Here is a 26,174-nt window from a genome sequence, read left to right on the forward strand (position 1 = left end):
GTTACATCTACCTCTTTATGTTTTTTATTTACGCAATAGGTTAGTGTAAGCCCCAATATTATTAAAGCGCCATACGCCAGGAAATGAATGCCTTTTTTTATCATTTTGATTTTTTCAATTCGTCAAGTAATTCATTAATGTTACATGTAGCCAGACCTATATATTTATCTGCTGCCCCATAATATACATAAAGTGTGTCATCAATAATCATATTACCTGTAGGGAAAACACAGCCTTTATAGTACCCTTCAATTTCATAATCATGTTCTGGCTCCATAATCCAGTCTTCTAACCTACCAATAACTTTTGTTGGGTCTTCTAAATCTAAAAGTGCCGCTCCAGCACGGTAATATCCTAATCCTCCATTTTCAACACCATGATAAATTATTAACCAACCATCTTTAGTTCTCAAAGGAGGTGTACTTCCTCCAACCTTTTCTTCCCAAGTACCTTCTCTTCCAGCTATTAACATTGTACTTTCTTCTTCCCAAACCATTAAATCATCTGAAAAACGAATCCAAATTGCTGGTTTGTTTGTACCATATGCCTCTCCTATCCACTCTTTTGGTCTATGTAGCATCGCAAATTTCCCATTAATTTTTTCAGGAAATAAGATAACATCTCTATCATCTAAATTAGACGTGGTTATTCTTCCTAAACGTTTATAATTTTTGAAATCCTTAGTAATTGCTAACCCAGAATTTGCTATGTTTTTTTTATAAACTAATGGTGTGTCTTCACCTGATTCTGGTAATAAGATAACATCATGAGCAAACTTCCAATATTGTCCTGGAGGAAAAGGTCTGTACGCATAAGTTACATAATATTCATCTCCAAATTTTACAATTCTTGGATCTTCTACTCCACCCATATCTGGTCCATCAACACTAGGTGAAAATATAGGTTCATTAGACATTCTCTCAAAGTTCACTCCATCTGAACTTTCTGCTAAACCAAACCTTATATAATGTTCCTCATCATCTCCTGCTGCTCTGTACAACATTGTAAATTTGCCATCTTCATACCATACTCCAGGATTACAAACTACTATATTCTCCCAATAGTTATCTGGATTTGGGCTAAAAATTGGATTCTTTTCGTGTTTTTTTAAACGTATTACACCTACACTATTTTTTTCAATAGTATTCATTCTATTCTATATTTTTAATTACTTGGTTAATCTTTGATTGAAGACACATTAATCCATATTGGTAAATAACACAAAGGATTCTCCTTGTAGAGTCATCTCTTCTCCTTCTTGAAAATTTAATACAACATTGTTTTCTGATGGTACGGCAAATCCATTGCCATCTACTTCTCCAACAAAAGAGCCATCTGCATTCGACTTATAAGTATACTTATTAGCAGTTAGACCACTTAATACATCTGATTTTAAAACAATGTCATAAGTTGCATAATGTGAATTAACAATGGCTACAGTATATTTTCCATTATAAACGCCTACTACAGCTCTTACACCTTTTTTGTTTGGTAGTTCTACATTGTGTATTTCGCTGCCAGCAGGAAAATACCTTGTTAATAAAGACACTGGATAGAAGTATGGGCGAATATTTTCATCGGCAGCATTACTAGTAAGTTCTTCTCCTAAAATATTCCAGAATCCCCAACGTTTAAGTGCAGTGGTCTGGTAATCGCCGTTATCTGGACTGTTGTACATGGCATCATCCATATTCCAAACTAAAGCGCCAGAGTAACCTTCTCTCATCGTTTGAATTAAAGCATCTGCCATATCAATGCCATAAAAGGCCTCATATACCATCATATTAGAATCTTCTCCTGCAAAAGGATCATTAGCTATAGCTTCTTCGTTCTGTCTCTTTAATTCTGCATCGACCTCATCATATTTAAAGCCTATTTCTCCTAAAACAATTCGTTTTCCTTCTGGAGTTACTTTTTTGTATGCTCTTAACATATCACTGAATTCACCATTACGAATTAACTGTTGTTTTGGATACACATGAATATCATAAAGCCCTACATTAGCTCCAAAATCGTTGTGGGTATTGGCAATCCACTCAGTTTGACTAGCTGTATTAAAAACGGCAATATCTGGACCTAAAAGCTTTACTCCAGATAAGGCATATTTTGCCATTTCAGCTAAGTAGGCTATCTGAACGTCTCTGTAGATTTCATAACTGCCTTGTGTAGAAGCCCAATCTCCATTAGGTTCGTTTATAATATTTATGGTTTTGATTACGGTGTATCCTTTTTCATTTACTAAATGATTTAAGAATTTCACGGAATTTGCAATCCAATCCATGTCTATTATACTGATATCTCCAACGGATTGGTGTCCCCATTCGCCATAGGTTATCTCAATATTTCTGCTTTGCGCATAGTCCAACATTTTAAATAATGATTTGGTTTTTGTAACCTCATCATAGGTACCGTTGTTGTCATAAGACCATCCAGAATTAGTCATTATTCTTAAAAAAGGTGGACGCATAAAGTCAATTCTTTCAAACATCTTGTTCCAGTCTGCATCGCTTAAGGTTTCTTGTCCTAACCACGTTTGCACTAAGTCATAACCTCCCCATTGTGCTCCATTACCAACAAAATTGTTGGAGACAACTTCTGAGGTTATATGTATTTCTCTATTTGCTTGTACAGCTTTATTTATGTCATCATTCAAATCATTATCATCACAGCTGACTAAAACCAGAAGCAGCGAAAACAATATGGTAATCATATATTTTAATTTATTATTCTTCATATTTTCAAAACATATTTAATAATCTCAAAAGCAGGGTTGTGCTTTGAGAATTCTATTTTTTATTTACTTAAGTTATACCACATTCTTTTAGTCATGTGGGCTGTTTCTTCATAGCTGTAGTTTTGCACACCCCAATCAAATTGATCTGCTAAATATTCCACATCTGTAGACAAGGCAATTGTAGTTCCCGTTTTTACCTCCAAGGTTAAAACGAAATCAGTTCCACCACCATCTGTAATAGTAACTGTTTCTCCATCTAAAATCCAAGTACCAGTTCCTGTTGGCACTTTTCTATATCTGCTATTAAAATCTGTTTCTGGCCAACTAGCGTCATCAGATACAAAATTTCCATACTCCCCGTCTGCACCCGGATTATTTTCATAAGTTCCGTATGGTCTATCTTGAGCATCTTTTCCAATGACTACAAAAGTTATTGTATTATCTAACTCTGTAGATGCGTTAGGCAAATAGTTTGTTAGTAATTCATTTTTCTCCCAGCCCCAGCTTTCCCAGGTAAATAAATCGGCGTAAACACCAATATCATCAATAGACCATGTTCCAGCTATAGAAACATCGCTTACATCTATGTCTAGTTCTAGATTGATAGTCCAGACTACGGCTTCGCCAGCCTCTGAGGTTACGGTTATTTCTGTACTGTAATCTCCTGAGAAGTCTAAGGTTTGTCCAACTGTTTTATCAGAAGATGCTGCGAATGAGATACCTAAATCTGTAATTTCAATTGCCGAAATATCAGCCCCATTATCTTCTATTACCACCGTAACGGTTTTGTTACCTCCATCTATTGTAGCATCTCCTACTTGATTGGCAACCGTTAAGGATCTGATATCATTACCAGTTTGCGGCACATAGTCTCTAGTTAATCTATACCACATAGATTTAGACATATGCGCTAACTCCTCGTAGGCCCATGCTTGTACCCCCCAATCGAATAACTCTGGATGGTATGGTAACTCACTTTTTATTGCTACTTCACCAACATCTGTAAACACTTCTAAATCTAATTCATGAACTATTCTATTTTCATCTGTAATAATTACTTTATTACGCTCAAAGTCTCTTAGCCAAGTACCTGACCCTGTTGGAATTTTTCTAAATCTGTCGTTGAAATCCCATCCTTGGATAGCATCTCCAAAATTTCCATAAAGGCCGTCACTACCAGGTTTATGTTCGTAATTACCAAATGGATTTCCATTTTCATCGGCTCCTTCTACAGTAAAGCTCAGTACGTTATTTAATTCTGGTGATAATTCTGGTAGATAATTATTAATTTTTTCGTATTTCTCCCATCCCCAGCTTTCCCAGGTCCACATATCTGCATACAATCCAATTTCACCAATGTACCAGTCTCCTTCTAAATCGGACACAAATGGTAATAGGGTAACTTCCCAGTTTAAAGTTTCTCCTGCACCAGATACAATTGAAATTGTACTCACGCCACTTGAAAAATCTAAAGTTGTTCCTACAATATTTGGTGTTGAAGCTCCATAAGACAGTTCTATATTCTTAATTTCTACCTTAGTGATATCTGCAATATTTGCTTCCTTGGCAAATATTTTGATTTTAGCATCATCAAAATCTCTTTCAATAACGGCCGTTCCTATTTGTCCTTCAACTAAAATTGAAATGATATTACGCTCTTTCTGCCAACCAGTTCCCTCAATAGTTTCAAGAGGGTTATCGGTACAAGCCACCATGAATAGCGACAGTACAATTAAACTTATTTGATATAACTTTTTCATTTTTCTTATTTTTAGTTGATGTTTGGATTTAAATCAATCTCACGTTGCGGAATTGGATAAAAAGACACTGCATTTGGTGATAAGCCTGCGGCTTGAAATACTTCGGACTGCACCATGTTTTTACGTCTTAAATCCCACAAACGGTCACCTTCATACGCCAGTTCTCGTTGACGTTCTTCTATCACAAGCGCTCTAAATTCTTCCTGTGATAAACCTCCTAGGCTAGCTAATTCACTAACGCCTGCTCTATTTCTTATTTGATTGTAATGTACAAGCCCGTCTGCATTTGCAGTAGCTTCGGCATAAACCAATTGAATATCTGAATATCTAATTAAATAAGGTCTGGTACTTGTTTTATCACCTTCAAATTCTGGATCTATATATTTTCTTGTGAAAGGGTATTGCACTGTGCCATCTCCAATAGTTCCTAAGAATGTTCCGGTTTCATCATAAACTTCAGAAACTATAAGTTCATTTCTACGTTTATCGTCCACTTCATAGGAGGTAAATAAATCATCTGTAGTTTGGAATACGCTCCATCCATCATGTGTTGCAGAAAATGAATCATCTGTATTTCTAAGATAAACGGTAGCTCCGCCAATCCAAGGAATAAAATATTTTGAGAGTTTTGAATAATCGCCCTCCTTTGTCCCCGATCTATCCATTGATAAAATGAAGATATGTTCTGGTCCGTTAGGGGCATTTACATCATAAATATTCTGTAAGTTGTTATCATGGTAATATTCACCTTGAGTATTTAAAACAGCTCCTGAATATTCGGCTGCTTTAGCATATAAATTATCTACACTCTCTGAAATGGCATTATAATTTGGCACTCCACTTTCTTTAGCTGAAGCTGCAAATAAATACACCTTTGCTAACAATGCTTGGGCTGCCACTTTATCTGCTCTTCCAACTACTCGATTTACTTCTAGATAATCTATTGCTGTTGTTAAATCCTCTATTAGAAAATTGTAAACTTCTTCCATATCGGCAGGTAACACCGCCGTTGTTTCATCTAACCTATCAATTAAAGATCTTTGCAGTGGGGCTAAACCAAATGCTTTAACAACATTAAAGTGATTGTAAGCCCTTAAGAATAAAGCTTCACCCAAAAGGCGTTTTTCGTCGGCTTCATTAAAGCCTCTTCCTTCCACATTTTCAATTACGGCATTGGCTCTATTTATTGCTATGTAAGCAGATCTATAGAATTGCAATAACAAATCATTTTGCGAACTTACTTCCCAGTTTACAAATTCTTGTGCATCTGCACCTTCATCTGGTTTTACGACACAATTGTCTGAACTTAATTCTGCCAAGTAAAATGTTACTGGAGCATAACTTACTAAAGTAAGCGCATCATAGGCGTAAAGTACTGATGCCTCGGCGTCTTCCAAACTTTTATAGAAGTTCTCATCGGAGTAAAAACCTTCTGGCTCCACATCTAAACTCTCACAGGACACTAGCCCTATTGCAAAAGTTAACCCTAATATTATATTTCTAAAATTCATTTTTTTCAATTCGTTTATTGTTGTAAATGCTTGTCTAGTCATAACCAAAGATTAAAATGTAAATTCTAAACCTAATGTCCAGTTTCTCAACCTTGGGTAACCTCCCCAATAAATACCATTTTCACCTATTTCGGGATCATAACCTTCAAAATCTGTTATTGTAAATAAGTTCGTTCCGTTAACAAACACTCTACCTCTTTTAAATAGTTTAGGTAAATCGAAGTTATACCCAACGGTTAAGTTTTGAAGTCTCACAAAACTTCCTTCTTCTATAAACCAATCTGACATTAAAAGGTTTCTGCCATCTCGTAAGCTTGGGTAATTGTTTGTTAAGTTATCTTGTGTCCATCTTAATGGTGTATTATTTGGTTCTCCAAATCGTTTTGTATTGAAGATATCTTGTCCAAAAGTTCCATTAAAGAATAGTGAAGCATCAAATTTCTTATATCTAAACTGTAGATTTAAACTTGCAGAAAAATCTGGATTAGGGTCACCAATTATTGTTCTATCTCCTTCATCTATAACTCCATCTTCATTTAGGTCTACATATTTAAATTCACCTGGCTGCGCTAAATCTCCTGTTAAACCAGAAGCCAATCCATCTGCTTCTGATTGCACTATGCCATCTACTCTATATCCATAAAATACATTGATAGGTTGTCCTACTGCCAAAATATTTGGCACAGCTCTAAACGCTTCAACTGTGCTGCCTGAGAATTCGTACTGCATTCCTGTTAAAGCATCCGTGTTTAAACCAGATGATAATGCATTTCCTAGGCTAACTACTTCATTTTCATTTTTAGAGAAAATAAAGGTTCCGTTTACTCCCCAATCATCATTATTAATAATTTTTCCGTCTAAAGTAATTTCAAAACCTCTATTTTCAATTTCACCATCATTAACCCACATTCTGTCATATGATGAAGAAGGTGAAATTAACCGCTCGCGCAATAGGTCATCTGTATATTTGTTATAGTAATCTAGTGTTACATTTAAACGACGTTTAAAAAACGAGAAGTCAGCTCCAATATTAAATTGTCTTGTTGTTTCCCATTTTAAATCTGGGTTCGGGATACCGCCCCAAATAAATTTTCCTGTTTGACTGTCTTGACCCACTGCATAACCCGGACCAATTGTAGTCTGCCAACCTCCGTTAACAAAATATTGATCTTGTCCGTATCTACTGTTTATTAAATATGGTGAAATACCTTGGTTACCAGAGATACCAAAACTTGCTCTTAATTTTAATTGATCAAATACATTTAAGTCTTCAATAAATTTCTCATTATGCAATTTCCATCCTAGTGCTCCCGAAGGGAAATATGCCCATTGGTTATTAGAGCCAAATTTTGAAGACCCATCTGCACGCATGGTAAATGTTACCAGGTACTTATCATCGTAAGTGTAATTAAAACGTCCTAAACCTGAATATAAAACAGTTTCGGTAAGCCCATTTGAAACAGATTGCTGTTCAGGATTACCTGAAGCTAGGTTACCGCTTCCTAAAGATTCGTTTAAAAAGTCAAATGCTCTTAAATTAGAAGTCCTTGCCTCATAATATTGATAGGATACACCTCCCATAGCAGTTACCTTATGCTTTTCATTAAACAACTTATCAAAAGTTAGGAAAGACTCAGCCACGGTTTCATGACTATCCCAATTGCTTATGCCTCCGGAACCATTGTTAAATGTACCGTCTAAAGTGTAAATTTTAGGATTGTAAAACTCATTAATTGAACGCCTATATTTATAATTTAACTGTGTTTTAAACTTTAATGAAGGTAATAGTTGTACATCTACATATGCTGAACTTATTAAGTCTAAAAATCTAGTTTCATTACTTCTATTTTCTGTTAAGGCTACTGGATGAGAAAAATCCTGAACGCCCACTAAGAAGTAATCTTTTGTAGGATCATTGTCTTCATAAACTGGAAAAATTGGGTTTCTCCAGTAGGCCAGACCTCCATTATTGTTTTGCTTTCCTTTAGAGTAAATTACATTTGCACCAACTGTTACCTTATCATCAAATAATTTATGGGCAATGTTTAAATTTAGGTTTAATTTGTTGTAATCGTCTTCTATGTAAACCCCTTCATTAGTATAATATGTTGCACTTAAACTAAACTGAGTTCTATCTGTTTGACTTCTTACAGCTATGTTTGTATTATTTGAAACAGGATCTCTAAATACTACATCATCCCATTTTGTGTAATATGGCCATGTGTTATTTTTCAATTCACTTAAAGAAGGATAGTACACACCGTTTGCATCTTCTGCGCCTATGTATAATGGAACAAAGCCACCGTTAATTCTAGATTCATTACTTAATTCTGCCATTAAAGCAGGATCTCTCCAAAGGTTTAAGTCTGAGGTAAAGCTTGAAAAAGTGTTTTGCTGAGAAACGGTTACTTCGGTTGTATTTCTTGACCCTTTTTTAGTGGTAATCATAATGACACCGTTAGCACCTCTAGAACCATAAATTGCTGAGGCCGAAGCATCCTTTAACACCTCCATTGAGGCAATATCTTGAGGAGAAATCTGTTTTAAATCTCCAGCAGTTCCTATCGGAAAACCATCTACAACAACTAAAGGATCATTACCGCCTCTTAAGGAACTACCTCCTCTAATTCTTATTACGGAACCAGCACCTGGATTATCCGATGGCGATGTTACTTGCACACCAGCAACTTGCCCTTGCAGTAAACCATCAACAGAATTGGCAGGTTTAGCAGGAATATCATCCATATCTACTGAAGCTACAGAACCAGTAAGATCACTTTTTTTAACCGATCCATAACCAACAACTACAACTTCATCTAATGTAGAGACATCTTCTTTTAATATAATGGATAAATTTGTATTGTTCCCTATAGTTAAAATCTCCTTTAAGAATCCAACATAAGAAACCTCAATAATAGATTTTTCATTAGCAACTTTAATTTGAAATCTTCCGTCAAAATCTGTAGTTGTACCATTACTAGTTCCCTGCTCTAGTATAGTTGCACCTGGTAAGGGTTGCCCTGATTGATCTGTTACCACTCCTCCTACATCAATTTGACCATATGAAGCTGTAAGGCTAAACATAATCATAATAGCAGATAACAGCCATAATCGGTTTGTCTTATTCATTTAGTTTAATTTATAGAGTTAATTGTTAAGCCAAAATTACCCAACAACATTCCTGTTTAATGATAAAATAATGCTCAATGCTATGCATTTTTTGAATTATTATTAATTTTTGAATCAAATTCACGACTTATCATTATTATATGATTAAATAATTATTAATTTTATACATAGTTTTACATTTCTCGTTTCTCCTTTTCCTAATAGTTTATAATGAAGTCAATTAAAGAAATAACACCTATAAAATCTGACGATCCTTTTGTTATTTTGAAGCATAAAAATGCTTTGTTTGACTATCCTCTACATTTTCATAATGAATATGAACTTAATCTAATCACCAATTTTAAAGGTAGTAGAACCGTTGGTGATTCTAATGAAAAAATAGAAGGTATAGATTTAACTTTATTAGGCCCAGAATTAAAACATGTCTGGAAATCTGATTTTGCCATAAGTAAAGCAGGTGTTATTACTATTCAGTTTCAAGAGCACTTCTTACACTCAAAAATAATGAGTTATTCTGTTTCAAAGGATATAAAAAAATTATTAGAGTTATCTAAGCGGGGGATTACTTTTTCTAACCCTACTAAAAACATAATTCAAGAGAAAATGGAGTCTATTGAGGGTAATGAAGATTTTAAATCGCTTTTAACTTTCTTAGAAATATTGCACATTCTTTCTATATCAAAAGATGGTAAGGTTCTTAGTAGTCCGCAGAGTGCAAATTATAGTCAAAAAAGAGAAAGCAGACGTATTTCTTTAATTATGAATAAGGTAAAGCTTAATTATAAAAAACAAATAAAGTTATCTGATGTAGCCGATATGGTTAATATGTCTGAATCTGCTTTTAGTCATTACTTTAAAAAAAGAACGGGACAAAGTTTTACGAGTTATTTATTGGATTACAGATTGGGCGTTGTTACCAAGTTACTTACCGAAACTAACATGACTATAAATGAAATATGTTACGAAGCTGGGTTTAATTCCTTATCTAATTTTAATAGAGCATTTAAGAAAAAACACAGTATTTCTCCTAAGGAATTTAAGCTTAACTATCATAAGGAAATCATGCGCTAAGGGAAATCACCTATTGACTAGCACTTGCTATGTTTTGAAAGTCCCTTAAAATACCCTCCAATTCAAAGACATATTGCTTATTAGCGCCAGCTCTTTTTGCCATGTCTATAGTTTTGTTCATGTAGTAGATAGCCTTTCCATGGCTGTTCAATTCAAAAAGAGCAATAGCTAAAGACCTACCTGCTTCTAATCTGGTTGGTAAGGTGTAAACTTTATTGATAAAAGCGCGTTCAGAAAACTCTTTGGCCAATTCTAAGTTTCTTAATTCTTTATTTGGGCAACTTAGTAATAAGGAGCCATAAGCCTCTTGAATATCCGAATCATTAGGCGTATTTTCTAAAACAGTTTTGTATAACCAGATTGCCTTTTCCCATTTTTGATTCTTTGTATAATACGTTCTTAAGTAATTAATGATAAACTTTTTTTCTGGATTGGCTTTTAGCGCCTTTTCATAATGTTTAACTGCTACTTCTGCCTTTTTTTCTCTTTGAGCTAAAATTCCTTTGAACACATGAATATCTTTATATAAAGGCGCTTGTTTCTCTAATTTACTTAAATATAGTTTTGCTTTGGCTATATCCTCTGTTTTTAGAAATAAAAATATGGCTGCACTTTTTACTTCTGGGCTATTAGGGTGTTTTTCTAGTAATTCATTAATAAGCGAAACTGCCTTATCTTTCATGCCCAGTTTCTCAAAATACATTCCAGCTAATGTAGCTTTTGCAGAGGCATTAGTACCATTAATCTTTTCTGCAATTTTGAAATAGTTAAGTGTCTCCTTTTTGAATCCTTTACTTGATAAACCTACACCAACCTCAATAATCTCTTGATAATTATCTTTAAAGTGGCGCACATGTTTTTCCAATAAAGGTAATGCTCTATTAGTAGCATTCATATCAATATAATGCTTGATACCTTTTGAAATTAAATATTTACTATTTGGAATACTTTCTAGGCCTAAATTTAAAAGTTCCAAAGCCCAATGCGAATTACTACTTCTTATGGCATCATCAATCTGTTTTAGCAAATAAGTTTCAGATCTAGACTTTAAGCTTAAAGCGTCTACGAGCGTATCTACAGGAGACATATAGATATTCAAATCATTAGCCCTATTCGAATAATATGTTCTTAATTCCTCATTGCCTAATTGCCCATAAATATTACTTAACTGCCTGTAGGCTGGTCCGAAATTAATATTTTCTTCTACCAGTGTTTTTAGTTCTTCTATACCTTTATCAGTCTTAGAATTATTGGTATATAATTTTGATAATTGTAGCCTTGCATAAAGTGGTAATGGAAAGTACGCCGTACGTTTTGTATTGGAATACGCAAATTGCGATTTATTAAAACCTGAGATTTCTTTAAGAATCTGTTCTGCTTTTTTTATAGAGTCAAGTTGTTGGTAACTCTCTCCCAAATAATACAATGTCATATGAGATTTGGGATTAACCTTTAATACGTCTTTGAAATGAGTAATGGCATCTTCAGAGTTACCTTGTTCTCGTTTTATACAGCCTAAATAATAATTCCATTTCCAATCTTTGCTATCTTGGGCTATTGCTAATTCATAACAGGCTTCGGCTTCTTTAAAGTAATTGTTTGCATGAAACACCATTCCTAAAGCACCAATATTCTTAGCTGAGGTATTATTCTTAACATTCTGAAAAGCTTCTGAAAAGCTCTCATTAAGGGCAAATTCGGCCTCACCTAACTGGGGTAGTTCTGGCAACTCAGAAATAAGTTGTTTTTTTCCATAAAAACTCAATCCCAAATAGATCAAAACAGCGATTAAAATAAGAGTTAAAGAAATAAAAATAGATTTGTTTTTAACCGCCATTTGTATCAAAAGTTTTATTCATTAATAATGAGCTACTAAAATAGAAAAAACATCAAAAATAAAAGCTAAAACACATGTAAAAAAGCAGCTTAAAACCCCAGTAAATCTGGTTATTTTCGTAATTTTACAATACGCATTCTGCTAACTAAAAATATCCGACTTTTGATTCGAAAAAAAACAGCCTTTAATTTCATGATTTTCTGTATTACCTGCAGTTTCTGTTTATTACAGAATTGCAAAAATAGTAATGAAACTTTGGCATTAGAAAATGTAAAAAAGGGACAGGAATTATTTAACACTGTTGGTTGTGTTAATTGTCATTCTTTGGATAATAAAAAGCTGTATGGACCAGCATTAAAATATACCATGGGAAAGCAGGTTACTGTTCTAAGAGATAGTACTGAACTTAGTGTAACTGTTGATAGGGATTACATAAAAAGAGCCATTTCTAATCCTAACTTTGAAAAACGTATTGCCTTTAAAAATAGTACAATGGCTAAAACTACATTGACACCATTAGAGATTGATTTAATCACTGAATACTTAATAGCAGCTAGCGATGAAAACGCACTAACCAATTAATTATGAATATTATAAAGTTAAACCTTAAGCTTAAACACACATATATAATTCCATTCTACTTAATTTGTGTTCTATGCTATACTTGTAAGTCTGATAAAAAAGAGGCAAAGCCTAAGGTTACAACGGAAGTTAAAGATAAAAGTCCTGAGCTGTTTTCTAAAGTATCAATTGGTAAAAGCTTTAACGAACCTCCTCAAATTTCTCATTTAGCGGCTAATGATATTGATGATGATGGGTATCTAGATGTTATAATTTGTGATATAAAAAACGACAACATTTCTTTAATAAAACAAAGTTCGAATAATCAATTTACGGAAACCATTTTATCTGAAGATACGAACATACCAGCGCATGTTCAAGTTTTGGATTTTGATTTAGATGGCGATAAAGATTTAATTGTTGCCGGATTAGGAATGCTATTTCCAAATAATGATAAAATTGGATCTGTTATACTGCTTGAAAATGACGGTCATTTAAATTTCACCAAGCATATAGCTGCTGAAAATTTAGCCCGTGTAGCAGATGTTAGAGCAGGAGATATTGATGGTGATGGTGACATGGATTTAGTTACCGCTCAATTTGGATATGATGATGGTCAGACCTCCTGGATTGAAAACCTAGGTAATTGGTCATTTAAAAACCATAGTCTTCAAAATGTATCTGGTCCCATTAATGTAGAACTTGTTGACATTGATTCTGATAATGACTTAGATATTATCTCTCTGGTTAGCCAAGAATGGGAAGAAATTTATTGTTTTACCAATGATGGTAAAGGTACTTTTGAGTCAAAACTATTATGGGGCTCTAGCAATGAAGACTTTGGTTCTAGTGGCATATCTATTTCAGATATCAATAAAGATGGAAAACCCGATGTGCTTTATACTAATGGTGATGCATTTGATTACATCCCACCACTTCCTAGACCTTGGCATGGTATTCAGTGGTTAGAAAACCAAGGCGATTTAAAATTTAGATACCATAGGGTTTGTGATTTCCCTGGTGCTTTTAGTGCTCGAGTTATTGATTTTGATAAAGATGGTGATGAAGACATATTTGCCGTTAGCGGATTTAACTATTGGGAAAAACCAGAAGCAGAAAGTCTCATCTGGTTAGAAAACTCTGGAAATAACGCCTTTAAAAAACATACCATTGCAAAAACCCCAACACATTTGATAACCATGGAAATTGGAGATTTTAATAATGATGGATTTAAAGACCTTGTAACAGCAGGTGTTTATGTTTATCCTCCTTACGATAACATAGATCGGGTTACGCTTTGGTTAAATAAGGGCGCTACAAAATAAAAGAACCCCGAATTTCTTCAGGGTTCCAAAACTAAACAAAACTAACTAAATAATGTAAACTTCTAACAAAGTTCGCTTAGTAGTATCTTAACTATTATTATTTAGTAAATTGTTATTGCCACTCTTCAGTGATTAATTCTGTATTTCTATAAATAAGTTCCTCACTTACTGTGTGCACGTCTCCGTTATCATCGGTATAATTATACTGTAACGTAAAGTTTCTTGTAGCTGCATCATAAGATCCTGTACCACTTAAATTAGTAATACCACCGGCTCCATCAGATAAGGTTACCGCTCCATTATCATCAATTGCCATTTGCATACTACGTCCTGATACTGCAGGATTCCCTGCATAAGGTACATTAAGCATGTCTTTAGCAGTTGTTGTTAATAGCATATCTTCATTGTCTACTAAATCGGTTTCAGAATAACTTGCAACTGTATTATCTTGCGTATTCGTATCTGTTCCTTTTAAATAGTACCAACCGTGATATTTATTATAGTAACGCACTACCACAATTGAGTAATGTTTATCTTCTAAAATAGAATCTGTTGTAGTAGTAACTAACTGAAGTGGAATTGCATAGTTGTTACCTACAGCTAGATTGTCATTTAAAAACAAGTCTTTATCTAGTGTTACAGGTAAACCTCCTTTAAACTCTCCTTTTGGAATAATAAAACTACTTCCCTCTATAGTGTAATAGTTGTCTGGTAGTTTAGTTAATCCTGGGTAAGCGTTTAATAAGGTATCTTCTATTACAAAACCTACTTCTTCATTAACGTTATTTGTGTATTTACCACCTAATACAACACCTACTTCAAACCTTAAGTCCTCACCATCTGCATCTACTAAAGTACGCAGTGGAAACTGTCTTGGAAAGTATGTGGCAGTGTAATCAAAATCTGTTTTATAATCATCATAACACCCCTGAAATAAAAACAGAGAGGCTACAAAAATTAACAATGCTACTTTTTTCATAATCTTCATTTTTATAAATATTTTTTAATAACTACCATCCTTGATTTTGCGTTAAGTCTCCTCCTGTTTTTAATAATTCATTAAAAGGAAGTGGCCCATAAATCATGTAATCTTTAAAGCTTGGAGTAACAATAGCAGTTCTTTGATAATTTAAAGTTCCGGCATTGTTAGTAATTGTAATTCCAGAAACAGGTTCATTTAAGTTATCATCCCATCTTCTTAAATCAAAAAATCTATGACCTTCAAAACATAATTCTATTCTGCGCTCATTTTTTATAAGGTCTCTCATTTCTTCTCTTGAAGTAATTGAAGCTAAATAATCATCACTACCTCCAGAAGCAATACCAGCTCTTCTTCTAACTTCAGCAATAGCCTCTCTAGCAGACATACCATAGGTTACGTCATCTGGACCATTTGCTTCATTTGCTGCTTCAGCAAAGTTTAAAAACATTTCAACTTTTCTAAACACCGCGTTATAATGTTGGTCACGAACTATATTTCCTGGAACCAAGTTAGCACTACTACTAACCCATTTACGTAAATAGTATCCAGTTCTTGTAGCATTTTCTACTGTAACACCAGGTGCTCCAGGTGTATTATTACCTCCTACAAAAGTTTCAATAGTTTGGCCTTTAAATGTTTGGCCATTATGAATTACAGTCATGTAAAATCTAGGATCTCTATCTACGTACATATTATCTTCGTCATATCCACTCATGGCATCACCAATAGGGTAACCATTAGCCATTGGGAAGGCATCAACAAGATTTTGTGTAGGATTACATCTTCCACTACCTAAATGAGATGGTGGAAAGTTTCTAGTTTCAACTGCATTATCTCCATTGTTTGCTCCACTAACACGACGAAGGATTAACTCATCATTTACGTCATTATTAAAAAACGTATTGGAAATGTTATTTACATTGTAAATATCTGGTAAAGTAGCTCCCATTTGATCTATAACATCCTTTGCCGCCTGAGCTGCTTGAGCATATGTTGATGTACCAAATGAAGGGCTAGCTGCATATAATAAGACTCTAGATTTAAGTGCTCTACAAGCTACTGTGGTAGGACGACCAATATTATTATCTCCTAACACTTCATCATCTCCAGTGTATTCATCTAGTAAACCTGCAGCAAGTGCTTCATCAATATCATCAACAATTTGTTGCACACACTCTGCATATGTGTTTCTAGTTAAATTTAGTTCTCCCGTAATATCTAACGAAGTTGTAACTAAAGGAATTCCCATTAGTTGACCACTGGTATCTACACCTCCATATCTACGTAATAAATCAAAGTGCATCCAAGCTCTTAAAAAATAAGCTTCACCTCTTAGACGGTTTCTAAATGTTTCATCTAGAGTTTCATCAGATTTTAAATATACTACGGTTCCATCTAAACCAACTTCAATAAACTTATTAACGTTTTTAAGTTCATCATATCTTGCAGACCAAATATTTAGAGGGTTATTAAATGATGTATAAAACCCATCAATGGCAAGCATTCTAGTTAAATCACTGGCAATCTGATTTGAAATTGCATTATCTGTAGCTACATCTAGGAAATCTCCATCAAAACCTTCATAAGAAGACGGCATCGATCTATACCCGAATGTTAGAAGACCTTCAACAAAATTAGCATTAGCTAATAATTGATCTTCAGTTCTTTCGTTGGTTAACTTTGGTTCAAAATAATCTTCACATGAAGAAAACGATAACATCAGTACCAAAGCAACTAATACATTTTTCATCATATTTTGTTTTATAAAAACGCCAATTGGATTACCATTTGTGCTTTCTGTTATATGTTCTTTTTGCATAATTGTAACTTGTTTTTTAATAAGTTAGTTTTAAACCTAATGAAACAGTAGTATACATAGGGTAATTAGTAACACCAGCATTTAAATTTTCAGGATCTAAATCTTTAATTTTAGAGAATGTGAATAAATCATTTCCTCTTATAAATAGTTTTAGATTACTAGCGCCTAACTTCTTACTTACATCTTCATCAAAAGCATAACTTAATTCTGCAGTTCTAATTTTAAAGAAAGAACCATCTACTAACCAGTAAGATGAACCTCTATAACTATGAGATTGCGTTAAAGATGTTAATCTTGGAGAGCTTGCTCCCGATACAGCACCTGGAACAGCAGCTCCTAATGCTTGAACTGAGTATTTGTTCTCTCCAGTATTCCAGTAATATCTATTTGTTAAATATCTGTCAAAACCAGTGATACCTTGTCCAATTACAAATAACTCAAAACCTTTATACTCTAAATTTAAATTAAGTGCATAGTTAAATCTTGGTGTTGAATTACCAATAACTCTTCTATCAAATTCGTTAATAACATTATCTCCATTATCATTTACTATATCTAGTAACTTAATATCTCCTGGGATAACATCTCCTAAAGAGGAGGTAACTCCATGACTAGCTATATCTGCATCGTCTTGGTATAAACCGTCTGCAACATAACCAATTATAGCATCCGAAGCTTGACCAGTTCTATTTAGGTTGCTGTAAATATTAATTTCGTCAAAGACTTCATTTACTGCTTTAGAGTAAATTAAATTAGCTCCTAAAGAATATTTAAAATCTTTACCACCATTGCTATAGTTAATGCTTACATCTACACCTTTATTAGATACTTCATTAAAGTTACCAATTGGCTTTAATTGACCAGTGTAATCTGGTATTGCATTATTAAGTACTATAGGAATACCTGTTCTTAATTCGTTAAAGTAGTTAGCTTCTAAAGCAAGTTTATTATTAAATAATCTAGCCTCAATTCCAACATTTATTTCTCTTGATTTTTCAAAAGTTAAATCAGGATTTCCAATTTGTCCCGCTCTCCAAGCAAATTCTTGAACGGCATTTCCAGGACCAAACCTAAATCCGCCGCCACCTTGATAAAAATCACGGTATAATAAATAATCTACAGAAGAATCATACCCCATAACACCAAAAGAACCTTTTAACTTTAAGAAATTAATTGATTGGCTATCTTTTAAGAAGTCCTCATTAGAAACAATCCATCCAAAACCACCGGCTCCAAATAATCCCCAACGGTTATCTTCAGTAAATCTATCTGATCCCATGTAAGACGCGCTACCTTCAATAGTATACTTCTTATTGAACATGTAATTAACACGTGCCCCAAAATTCATGTTCTTGTCATCTTGCTGTGTTGTTGGACCATCAAGCGTAGACTTTCTGGTTAATGTTTGTCTAAATCCAGATAAATTAATCTGTAAATCATTTAGACCCCAAGATCTTTCAAAATCTATTGTTCCAACAAGACCTAAATTCTGTAAGGAATCATCACCTTGTCTAACTTCACCAGACTGAAGTACATCTGTTCCAATTCTAGTACCATCTGATGGATCGATTCTAGAATATGATAAATTTTTACCAATAGAAATATTGTTATAAAAATCGAATGTAACATATCCACCAAAAGAAAGCCCTTTAACCAAGTTATCTAAATCGAAATCTAGCCCAAAGTTAGTTTGTGCATAATAATTCTTGGTGTTAACATAACCAGATCTGGTTAACTCCCCCATTAAGTTTGTTCCAACTCTTGGACTCCAACCTAAATTATCTGTATCTCCAACTTCACCAGCCCAGATTGGATAATCATTTGGACGATGCGAAGAAAGAGTGTTAAAAAACTCGCCATTAGTAATGTTAGCTCTATCCCATATATCCATTCTTCCAGCAATATCTAAAAAGGCTGAAACCGTATTATTTACTTGATAGTCTAAGTTACTTCTAACATTTAATCGGTTGAATTTTTGAGTTTGACCTACCTTTTCTAAACCATCTTCTCCAATAAATCCAACGTTTAAGAAATACTTAGTTCTCTCATCTCCTCCCCTTAACTGGGCATTTATTCTTTGGAAAGTTGTGCTCTTCTTTAAGAAGGTATCATAATAATCAACATCTGGAAATAGTGTAGATGGACTATTTTCATAATTGTTTATTTGCTCATCTGTATAAATAGGATCAAAACCGTCATTAATTCTTGCTTGATTATAAAGTCTAGCATACTGTCCTGAATTTAGGTATTCTGGTAAAACTGTTGGTCTTTTTAATCCAGACTCAACAAAAAATTCTACTTTCTTCTTTCCTTCATATCCTCTTTTAGTAGTTACCATAATTACACCGTTAGCAGCTTTACTACCATACAGCATTTTTGCAGTAACATCTTTTAAGATTTGAATAGTTGAAACTTCATCTATTGAAATACTTGCTAAAGCTCTGTTTGCAATACCATCAATTACAATTAATGGTGCATCATTTCCACCTCTTGAAATACCTCTTATGCGCATCCAAGTCGTATCAAAACCAGGAGAACCAGATCCTTTATTTACAATTAAACCTGGAGCAAGTCCTACTAAAGAAGACTCCACATTATAATCTGAAGTATGAGACATATCTTCAGCTGTAATCACATCAACCGCACCAACTAATCTATCTTTACTTATCTCACCAAAAGGTAAAATAACTTTATCATCGACACTGACTTTGGTTAATGAATCATTTAAATTCTGCTGTGCAGAAACAACACCCACGAAGGCTGTTAAAACCAGTAATATATAATATTTCATGTTTTTTAAATTTTATTTACCACCCTGGGTTTTGTTCAAACTGTGTCATAATATTCATTACCCTAGTTGGGAATGGATACCAATAATGTTTGTCTTCAAAGACCCTTAAGGCGCCTTCCATAGGCTTTTTATCATATACAACCTGTCCATTTACCATCTTTATGTCTGCTCCCCAAATGCCATTAGCAAAAACTTCTTTGGCAATCTTCCATCTTCTAATATCAAACCATCTGTGTTGTTCGTGATAAAGCTCTACGGCTCTTTCATTGTAAATACGTTGTTTAAACGTTTCTTTATCTGTAGTATACTTAGCTAAAACTGGTGGCATATTTGCTCTAGCTCTAACAATGTTTATTGCTTCTACTGCTGTTAAGGAAGATCCTGGAACTGCACCATTTGGCCCATAAGCTTCATTAGCTGCTTCTGCAAAATCTAAGTACAATTGTGGTACTCTTATATGCGGAAACATTCTAAACCAACCTCTAGCTCTATGCCATTTGTTACAACCTGGCCATTTATGTTTCTTACTATAGTAACCAGCCCAAATTTTATTCCTATTGTTCTCGTAATTGTAGTGCCATCCTCCTGGAAGTGCGTTAAGTGTTCTAGCAGCACCTGGTCTTGGATTTGGTAGTCCAGGATATAAATCATCTCCATGTACAGATACACTTGCTCTTAAACGAGGATCTCTATTGCTATATGGATCACTTGGATCAAAGCTACCGCTTGTCACAGCTTCTGGATCGTTTACATCATATCCATCTATAGTTTCAAACCAGTCCACTGCATTCTGAGTAGGTTGATTTTCTGCCAACCATCCTCCTGCAAATTGTGGTAAAAACCATCCTTGACCTGCTCTTCCTGAACCATTAGGATCTGTTCCTTGAGATAATGGCGCTTGAATTATAGCTTCTTTTGGGAAGCCACTTGTTCTACTTCTCCAGTTTTCAGTATACTCTGCCATTGTAAACATTTCATATCCTCCAGCAGGGAAACCATTAATAGCCTCTGCAGCAGCTGCTGCCGCTCTTTCTGCATATGTTGTGTTATACTGTTTTGAAGAAGATCCAAATGGATTTAAGTCTGGATTCATTAAAGGACTTGATGCATATAAAAGCACCATAGCCTTTGCTGCTCTAGCCGAAGTTTTTGTTACCCTTCCTTTGTTTTGATCATTCCATTGAACTGGTAAAAGGTTAATAGCTATATCCAAATCTGAAACCATCCAATCAGCTCCTTCAAGCCATGTTGGTCTTGGTTGATCAAAGTCTGTAGATGGGTCGTAAACCTCATTCATAATAGGAAAAGGACCGTACCTCTTAACAATAGTGAAGTAGTGCCATGCTCTTAAAAAATGAGCCTGCCCAACTATTTGATCTTTTAACTCTTGTGCTGTGTAACCTAATTCAGTAGGAAACTCTTCTAACTTATCAATATTTGCTAAAACATTGTTTACTGCTCTAATGGCAACAAAAGCCTTTGAAACCGGTTCTGCAGGAATATCATTTCCATTAAACTCTGCTCCAACATTATCATACGTCATACCTCCTAAATCTCTAAAGCCTGAATCTAACCAGTTTCCTGTATTCATTGCCCAATGTACTGGAAATTGTGTTCTAGAAATTTGCATTTCATCAGACATACATCCTATCTCACTAGACCAGTCTGTATCATTATATACATAGTTATGTATTAACCTTGTAGCTCTATCTAATGCCCCTCTTGTTGAAAAATAATCAGTAAAAACTTCTTCCGTACTAATTCCCAACTCTGGACTAACGTCTAAATACTCTTCACATGAAAGAGAAACCGTAGAAACTACTGTAAGTAGTAGTAATATTTTAAAATATCTTTTCATAATATTATGCTTTTTTTGATTATTAATTCCTAAAAAGATAATCTAACCCCTAGGTTATATCTTTTTGTAATAGGATACACTATCAATTGATTTTGCTCTGGATCAAAATGGCTTGGTAAATCTGACCAAGTTGCTAGGTTGTTACCATTAACAAATATTTCAAACGAGTCGAAAAAGCCAATAGCATCTTTAGCTTTTTTACCCAATTGATATTTAACTTCTAAAGTCTTAAATCTTAAGAAATCTGCGGCTCTATTGGTATAAGTACTTAAAGGTCTGTCATGACCAGTATTTTGAGTACGTAATGCAGGGTGAACACCATCTGGATTATCAAAACTCCAAGCATCTCTTTGCTCATTGTTTAATAATTGGAAACCTAACATACCTGCTCCTGCCCACTCATACATATATGATTCAGCAAGGTTTTTTGAAATATCCCACATACCATTAAATAAGGCATTTACAGAAACTCCTTTGTATTTAAAACCAACTGTGAAAGCAAATGTCTTTGTAGCAAATTGAGGATTATTGATTGGCACTCTATCTAAGTCACTAATAATACCATCTGCATTGTAATCTACATAACTTAAGTTACCAGGAATAAGCGTGTCATCTGGAGCATATCCTGATGTTGGACTGTTATATACCTCATCCCATGATTGGTAAATACCATCATTAAGTAAACCGGCAGTCCAACCAATTGGCTTACCTTCATTACGCTGCTGTGGCGCGGTTGATGGTGCATCATCTTGAGCTACAATACGGCTCTCACTTATAGACATGTTACCTCTTAGGAAATACTCAAAATTCTCACTTACTTTATGATTCCATCGTAACTCAATGTCTACACCATGGTTTTTAGTTTCACCAATATTTGCAAAAGGCGTAACTGCTCCAAACCAAGGCGCTACAGTATTTCTTTGTATTAAAATATCTTTACGATTTTCTTGGAAAAACTCAATTGTAGATTGTAACTTATTGTTGAATAATCCCATTTCCACAGCTAAATCTTGTTTAACTGCAGTTTCCCAAGTATTACCAGGAACAGCAGGTCTTCCTTCTAAAAATAAGTTTCCATAATTAATTAAAGGATCTCCAAAGAATAATTGTGCTGTACCACCAGATCTTCCATCGTATTGAGAGATATATAAGAATCGGTTGTTTCCAATTCCTTTATCAGATCCAATTTCTCCATAAGAGTATCTAAGTTTTAAGAAGTTCATAAATTTTACATTCTCCTTAAACCAATCTTCTCTAGACACAACCCAACCACCTGCTAAAGATGGAAAGAACCCGTAACGTAATCCTGGTGCCCAGTTTTCATTACCATTATAAGCACCATTAAACTCTAATAAATATTTTGATTTATAGGCATAAGTAGCTCTACCAACCCAACTTTCTTCAAAACGAGGGAAGTTCGTTCCACTTTGAGCTCTTCTTCTACTAAAAAGTCCCATAGCCCCAATATCATGATCTCCAAAACTTTTATCATAATTCACTCTAAGTTCATAATACAAACTATTACTAGAACCAGTAATATTTTCTGCATTAACCGTTGGTGGGCCAGCAATAGCGTCTGGATCTCCATCTTGAATAAAACCTGTTAAATCTTCATTAGGATAATAGTACAAAACATTTTGTCTAATTAATCCGTTGTTATTTCCGTATTCTTGAAAGTAATTATATGAAAGTCTACCTTGTACTCTTAAATCTTTAGTAAGGTTTTGAACTAAGGTAAAGTCTGTATACAATGTAGTTGAACGGTCTCTCCATTGTCCTTCTCTTTCTCCTTTATAGAAGTTTGGATTTACTACCGCTCCTTCTTCCGTAGTTAATCTACCGTCTGGTAAAATTGGTTGTGGTCCAATTAAAGGCGTTTGCCAAATACGAGCAAATGTATTACCTCCTCCGGTAGTTATACCATTATTAGTTAATCGCGTTAAAGAGTTTTTATTAATAGTCTTAAAGTTACCTGATAAGCCAACTTTAAACTTAGTAGATTTACTAAAATTGAAATCTAAATTAGAACGCCAAGTGAATTTTCTTTGATATGTTCTTGGGTCAAAATCTTTTTGCTTTTCAAAATCAAAAATATCACCATCAAACTGATATCCTAAAGAAGAGAAATACGTTACAAAGTCGTTACCACCAGAAACATTTACGTTGTACTGCGAGTTAACACCCGTTTTTAATAATTCCTCAATCCAAGTAGTATAACTATAAAAGTCTCTATCTCTATTTGGATCTCTCCACATATCAATCTCACTTTGAGAATATAGTAAGCCATAGGCTCTATCATTCATTGCTGCTTCATTATACGCTTCTAGTGTAGTAGCAAAATCGGCATAATAATCGGTATCCATTGTAGGTTCTTTTAAACCCCAGCTACTAAAAAAGTTCACCTTAGTTTCACCAGCTTTACCTCTTTTAGTTGTTACAACAACTACCCCATTTGCCGCCTTAACACCAAATACCGCAGTGGCAGATGCATCTTTTAACACGGAAATAGATTCGATTTCATTTGGATCTAAATCATTAAAATCTCTTTCAACACCATCTACAATAAATAAAGGTTGGTTACCAGAGCCTCCAAATGTAGACTGACCTCTAATTAAGATCGTAGAAGCTGTAGAACCTGGCTGACCTGCAGCTTGTTGAGTAGATACACCAGGCATTATCCCTGTAAGTGCTTCAGATACTGTAGCTACAGAACCAGCTCTAAGAATTTCTTCTCCCTTTGCTTGGGTTACGGATCCTACAACTGTTTCCTTTTTCTGAGTACCGTATCCAACTACCACTACTTCATCTAACTCAGCTAAATTTTCTTTTAAAGTTATTTGAACATTTGCTTGTCCATTAACTGGTACTTCTTTTGGATCAAAACCAAGATATGACACCACTAAAGTGGCATTTTCGTTATTAACCCTAATGGTAAATTTACCATCAAAATCTGTTTGCGCTCCATTTGTTGTTCCTTTTTCAAGAACATTTGCTCCTGGTAAAGGTTGTCCATATTCATCAAAAACAGTTCCGGTTACTTGAAACTTTGTTTGCTCAACCGGTTTAGGTGTTTCTACTTTTACAGGCTCAATTATTGGTCTTGGTTTAAGTACTATTTGTTTATTAGACACACTGTATTTAATATCGGTATCATAAAACAACTGGTCTAGTACTTTTATAAGCGGCTTTTTGTTTGCTTTTACACTTACCCGCTTATTATAGTTCACATCGTCATCTTTATAAACGAATTTAAAATCGGTTATACTTTCTATCCGATTCAGCACCTTTTCTAAACTCACATTTTTTAGGTTTATAGTGACCCTTACATCTTCTGAAGTAGAAGGTCCATTAGCGTGAGTTTGAAACAAGGTAACAATTAAAAATAGTGCAGTAAATTTCATTTTTAAATTGCGTTGTAACAAAAAGAGAATAGATTCCCTTTGAATAACAAGGTTTTTCATTATTTTTATAGTTCTTTACGTTGGTTATTAATTAATCACGTCTTAAACCGGGTAAATGTGGCAGCATTTTCCGGTTTTTTTATTTGCATATAAGAGCGCAAATAAACATCGCAATCAAGTTGAATAATTTGTTAAATAGTGTAGTTTTCGTCTATGTCATAGTTTATTTAGTTTTAGTTAGTTGATAGTTATTGTTGTTTTATTGTTTGTTGTTTTTGTGGTGGTATATTGAATATTGAAATTGCTTTCAAATGTTTGTAGGATATAATCGATGGAAACATTATCAAAACTTGCAGTAAAAAATGTCTCGTTTAATTGATTATTATTACACTCGATAACAACATCATATTGTCTTTCTAATTTCTTTACTATATTTTTAAACAACTCGTGCTTAAAACTTACTGTACCGCTTATCCAAGAGGTGTACAAAGACACATCTACTTTCTCAATAGATATAGCCTTATCCTCTTTATTCATGGAAGCTAAGTGCCCTGGAGTTAACAGTGTTGCTTTTGCAGGTTCATAAACTTCTTCTTTATAAAGACTAACAGAACCTTCAACCAAAACAGTCTCGGCATTGAGGTCTTCTGGATAAGATGATACATTAAATTTTGTACCCAGAACTCTTACATTTACATCCTTTGCATTAACAACAAATGGATGTTTTTTATCTTCTGCTACATCAAAAAAGGCTTCTCCATTAATAAAAACCTCTCTCTTTTTACCCTTTAAAAATTTTACTGGATATTTTAAAGATGTTCCAGCGTTCAGTGTAACTTTTGTATTATCGGAAAGTACTATATCAAAGCGCTTACCATAAGGAACGGTTAACGTGTTATAAACAAGTTTATCTACTTTAGATGATTTACTATTATATTTTAATGTATTCCCATCTTGTTCTCCAAAAGCATCACCCTTATCATCCGCTAATAAAAATGAAGCTCCTTCTTCTATTATCTTAGTCTCTCCATTTTCTAATTCTAAAATAATTGCATCTTTAGGTGTGGCAATTTCAACTGGCACCTCTTTATTATATATGTAATATGAAAAACCAGTTCCAAGTGCTATTATGAGAATAGCGGCATATTTAGCAAACGAAGAAGTTGAAAAGGCTTTTTTACTAGTATTTTTCTTGTAGACATTAAATGCGCTATCGGTATCGGCGGCATTAAGAGTTTCATCAAAAGTAGAAGCAATATATTCTGCCTTTAAACGATTAAACTCATTTAAATTCTTTTGAGAAGAATTAATCCAATGCTCAACCTCTTTTACCTCAGAAAAAGAAGCAGCACCCTTAATGTATTTTAAGATTTTAGCTGTCTCCATAGTTAGTTA

Annotated in this window: 15 protein-coding genes; 3 read left to right on the plus strand and 12 right to left on the minus strand. The window is 34.2% G+C overall.

Features of this window, described 5'->3' with window-relative positions:
* Positions 1-100: 100 nt before the first annotated feature.
* Genes FUA24_RS06520 through FUA24_RS06540 form a run of 5 tightly spaced genes read right to left on the minus strand, consistent with a single transcriptional unit; the run spans position 101 to position 9,134 of the window.
* Positions 101-1,150: a glycoside hydrolase family 130 protein gene (locus FUA24_RS06520; protein ID WP_148540759.1), complete on the minus strand. Its 1,050-nt coding sequence runs from the start codon at positions 1,148-1,150 to the stop codon at positions 101-103.
* A 48-nt stretch (positions 1,151-1,198) separates the two neighbouring features.
* Positions 1,199-2,734 carry a hypothetical protein gene (locus FUA24_RS06525; protein WP_148540761.1) on the minus strand — a complete coding sequence of 512 codons (1,536 nt, stop codon included), beginning with the start codon at positions 2,732-2,734 and terminating at the stop codon, positions 1,199-1,201.
* Positions 2,735-2,793: 59 nt separating this feature from the next.
* Complete coding sequence (locus tag FUA24_RS06530; RefSeq protein ID WP_148540763.1) at positions 2,794-4,494, minus strand: hypothetical protein; 1,701 nt, start codon at positions 4,492-4,494, stop codon at positions 2,794-2,796.
* Positions 4,495-4,505: 11 nt separating this feature from the next.
* On the minus strand, positions 4,506-6,047 hold the full coding sequence (locus FUA24_RS06535) for a RagB/SusD family nutrient uptake outer membrane protein (protein ID WP_246146969.1): 1,542 nt from the start codon (positions 6,045-6,047) through the stop codon (positions 4,506-4,508).
* A 9-nt stretch (positions 6,048-6,056) separates the two neighbouring features.
* Complete coding sequence (locus FUA24_RS06540) at positions 6,057-9,134, minus strand: SusC/RagA family TonB-linked outer membrane protein (RefSeq protein ID WP_246146970.1); 3,078 nt, start codon at positions 9,132-9,134, stop codon at positions 6,057-6,059.
* A gap of 210 nt (positions 9,135-9,344) precedes the next feature.
* Here FUA24_RS06540 and FUA24_RS06545 point away from each other — a divergent pair, with 210 nt between their 5' ends.
* Positions 9,345-10,205 (plus strand): AraC family transcriptional regulator, encoded by an 861-nt coding sequence (locus FUA24_RS06545; protein WP_148540765.1) that lies wholly within the window; start codon positions 9,345-9,347, stop codon positions 10,203-10,205.
* 10 nt (positions 10,206-10,215) lie between these two features.
* Here FUA24_RS06545 and FUA24_RS06550 read toward each other — a convergent pair whose 3' ends face one another.
* Positions 10,216-12,042, minus strand: a complete 1,827-nt coding sequence (locus tag FUA24_RS06550) for a tetratricopeptide repeat protein (protein WP_148540767.1) — start codon at positions 12,040-12,042, stop codon at positions 10,216-10,218.
* Positions 12,043-12,297: 255 nt separating this feature from the next.
* Between FUA24_RS06550 and FUA24_RS06555 the strand changes: the two genes are divergently transcribed.
* Positions 12,298-12,624, plus strand: a complete 327-nt coding sequence (locus tag FUA24_RS06555; protein ID WP_187388192.1) for a c-type cytochrome — start codon at positions 12,298-12,300, stop codon at positions 12,622-12,624.
* Between the two features lie 2 nt (positions 12,625-12,626).
* Complete coding sequence (locus FUA24_RS06560) at positions 12,627-13,928, plus strand: FG-GAP repeat domain-containing protein (protein ID WP_148540771.1); 1,302 nt, start codon at positions 12,627-12,629, stop codon at positions 13,926-13,928.
* Positions 13,929-14,040: 112 nt separating this feature from the next.
* On the opposite strand, the gene FUA24_RS06565 is transcribed toward FUA24_RS06560, so the two are convergent.
* The 6 genes from FUA24_RS06565 to FUA24_RS06590 all read right to left on the minus strand — a co-directional run bounded on the left by FUA24_RS06565 (position 14,041) and on the right by FUA24_RS06590 (position 26,165).
* The gene (locus FUA24_RS06565; RefSeq protein ID WP_187388193.1) at positions 14,041-14,907 is read right to left on the minus strand and encodes a DUF1735 domain-containing protein; all 867 of its coding nucleotides are present in this window, start codon (positions 14,905-14,907) and stop codon (positions 14,041-14,043) included.
* 31 nt (positions 14,908-14,938) lie between these two features.
* Complete coding sequence (locus tag FUA24_RS06570) at positions 14,939-16,729, minus strand: RagB/SusD family nutrient uptake outer membrane protein (protein WP_148540775.1); 1,791 nt, start codon at positions 16,727-16,729, stop codon at positions 14,939-14,941.
* A 16-nt stretch (positions 16,730-16,745) separates the two neighbouring features.
* Positions 16,746-19,520: a SusC/RagA family TonB-linked outer membrane protein gene (locus FUA24_RS06575; RefSeq protein ID WP_148540777.1), complete on the minus strand. Its 2,775-nt coding sequence runs from the start codon at positions 19,518-19,520 to the stop codon at positions 16,746-16,748.
* A 16-nt stretch (positions 19,521-19,536) separates the two neighbouring features.
* Complete coding sequence (locus FUA24_RS06580; RefSeq protein ID WP_148540779.1) at positions 19,537-21,378, minus strand: RagB/SusD family nutrient uptake outer membrane protein; 1,842 nt, start codon at positions 21,376-21,378, stop codon at positions 19,537-19,539.
* Between the two features lie 29 nt (positions 21,379-21,407).
* The gene (locus FUA24_RS06585) at positions 21,408-24,779 is read right to left on the minus strand and encodes a SusC/RagA family TonB-linked outer membrane protein (protein WP_187388194.1); all 3,372 of its coding nucleotides are present in this window, start codon (positions 24,777-24,779) and stop codon (positions 21,408-21,410) included.
* A gap of 237 nt (positions 24,780-25,016) precedes the next feature.
* A complete protein-coding gene (locus FUA24_RS06590) occupies positions 25,017-26,165 on the minus strand; it encodes a FecR family protein (RefSeq protein WP_148540783.1) in 1,149 nt (382 codons plus the stop codon).
* Positions 26,166-26,174: the final 9 nt, after the last annotated feature.

The sequence above is a fragment of the Seonamhaeicola marinus genome, assembly GCF_008085455.1.

Excerpts from the sequence above, each read along its gene's own strand:
- FUA24_RS06520 (WP_148540759.1), bottom strand. The coding sequence starts at position 1,150 with ATGAATACTATTGAAAAAAATAGTGTAGGTGTAATACGTTTAAAAAAA.
- FUA24_RS06525 (WP_148540761.1), bottom strand. The coding sequence starts at position 2,734 with ATGAAGAATAATAAATTAAAATATATGATTACCATATTGTTTTCGCTG.
- FUA24_RS06530 (WP_148540763.1), bottom strand. The coding sequence starts at position 4,494 with ATGAAAAAGTTATATCAAATAAGTTTAATTGTACTGTCGCTATTCATG.
- FUA24_RS06535 (WP_246146969.1), bottom strand. The coding sequence starts at position 6,047 with ATGACTAGACAAGCATTTACAACAATAAACGAATTGAAAAAAATGAAT.
- FUA24_RS06540 (WP_246146970.1), bottom strand. The coding sequence starts at position 9,134 with ATGAATAAGACAAACCGATTATGGCTGTTATCTGCTATTATGATTATG.
- FUA24_RS06545 (WP_148540765.1), top strand. The coding sequence starts at position 9,345 with ATGAAGTCAATTAAAGAAATAACACCTATAAAATCTGACGATCCTTTT.
- FUA24_RS06550 (WP_148540767.1), bottom strand. The coding sequence starts at position 12,042 with ATGGCGGTTAAAAACAAATCTATTTTTATTTCTTTAACTCTTATTTTA.
- FUA24_RS06560 (WP_148540771.1), top strand. The coding sequence starts at position 12,627 with ATGAATATTATAAAGTTAAACCTTAAGCTTAAACACACATATATAATT.
- FUA24_RS06565 (WP_187388193.1), bottom strand. The coding sequence starts at position 14,907 with ATGAAAAAAGTAGCATTGTTAATTTTTGTAGCCTCTCTGTTTTTATTT.
- FUA24_RS06570 (WP_148540775.1), bottom strand. The coding sequence starts at position 16,729 with ATGCAAAAAGAACATATAACAGAAAGCACAAATGGTAATCCAATTGGC.
- FUA24_RS06575 (WP_148540777.1), bottom strand. The coding sequence starts at position 19,520 with ATGAAATATTATATATTACTGGTTTTAACAGCCTTCGTGGGTGTTGTT.
- FUA24_RS06580 (WP_148540779.1), bottom strand. The coding sequence starts at position 21,378 with ATGAAAAGATATTTTAAAATATTACTACTACTTACAGTAGTTTCTACG.
- FUA24_RS06585 (WP_187388194.1), bottom strand. The coding sequence starts at position 24,779 with ATGAAATTTACTGCACTATTTTTAATTGTTACCTTGTTTCAAACTCAC.
- FUA24_RS06590 (WP_148540783.1), bottom strand. The coding sequence starts at position 26,165 with ATGGAGACAGCTAAAATCTTAAAATACATTAAGGGTGCTGCTTCTTTT.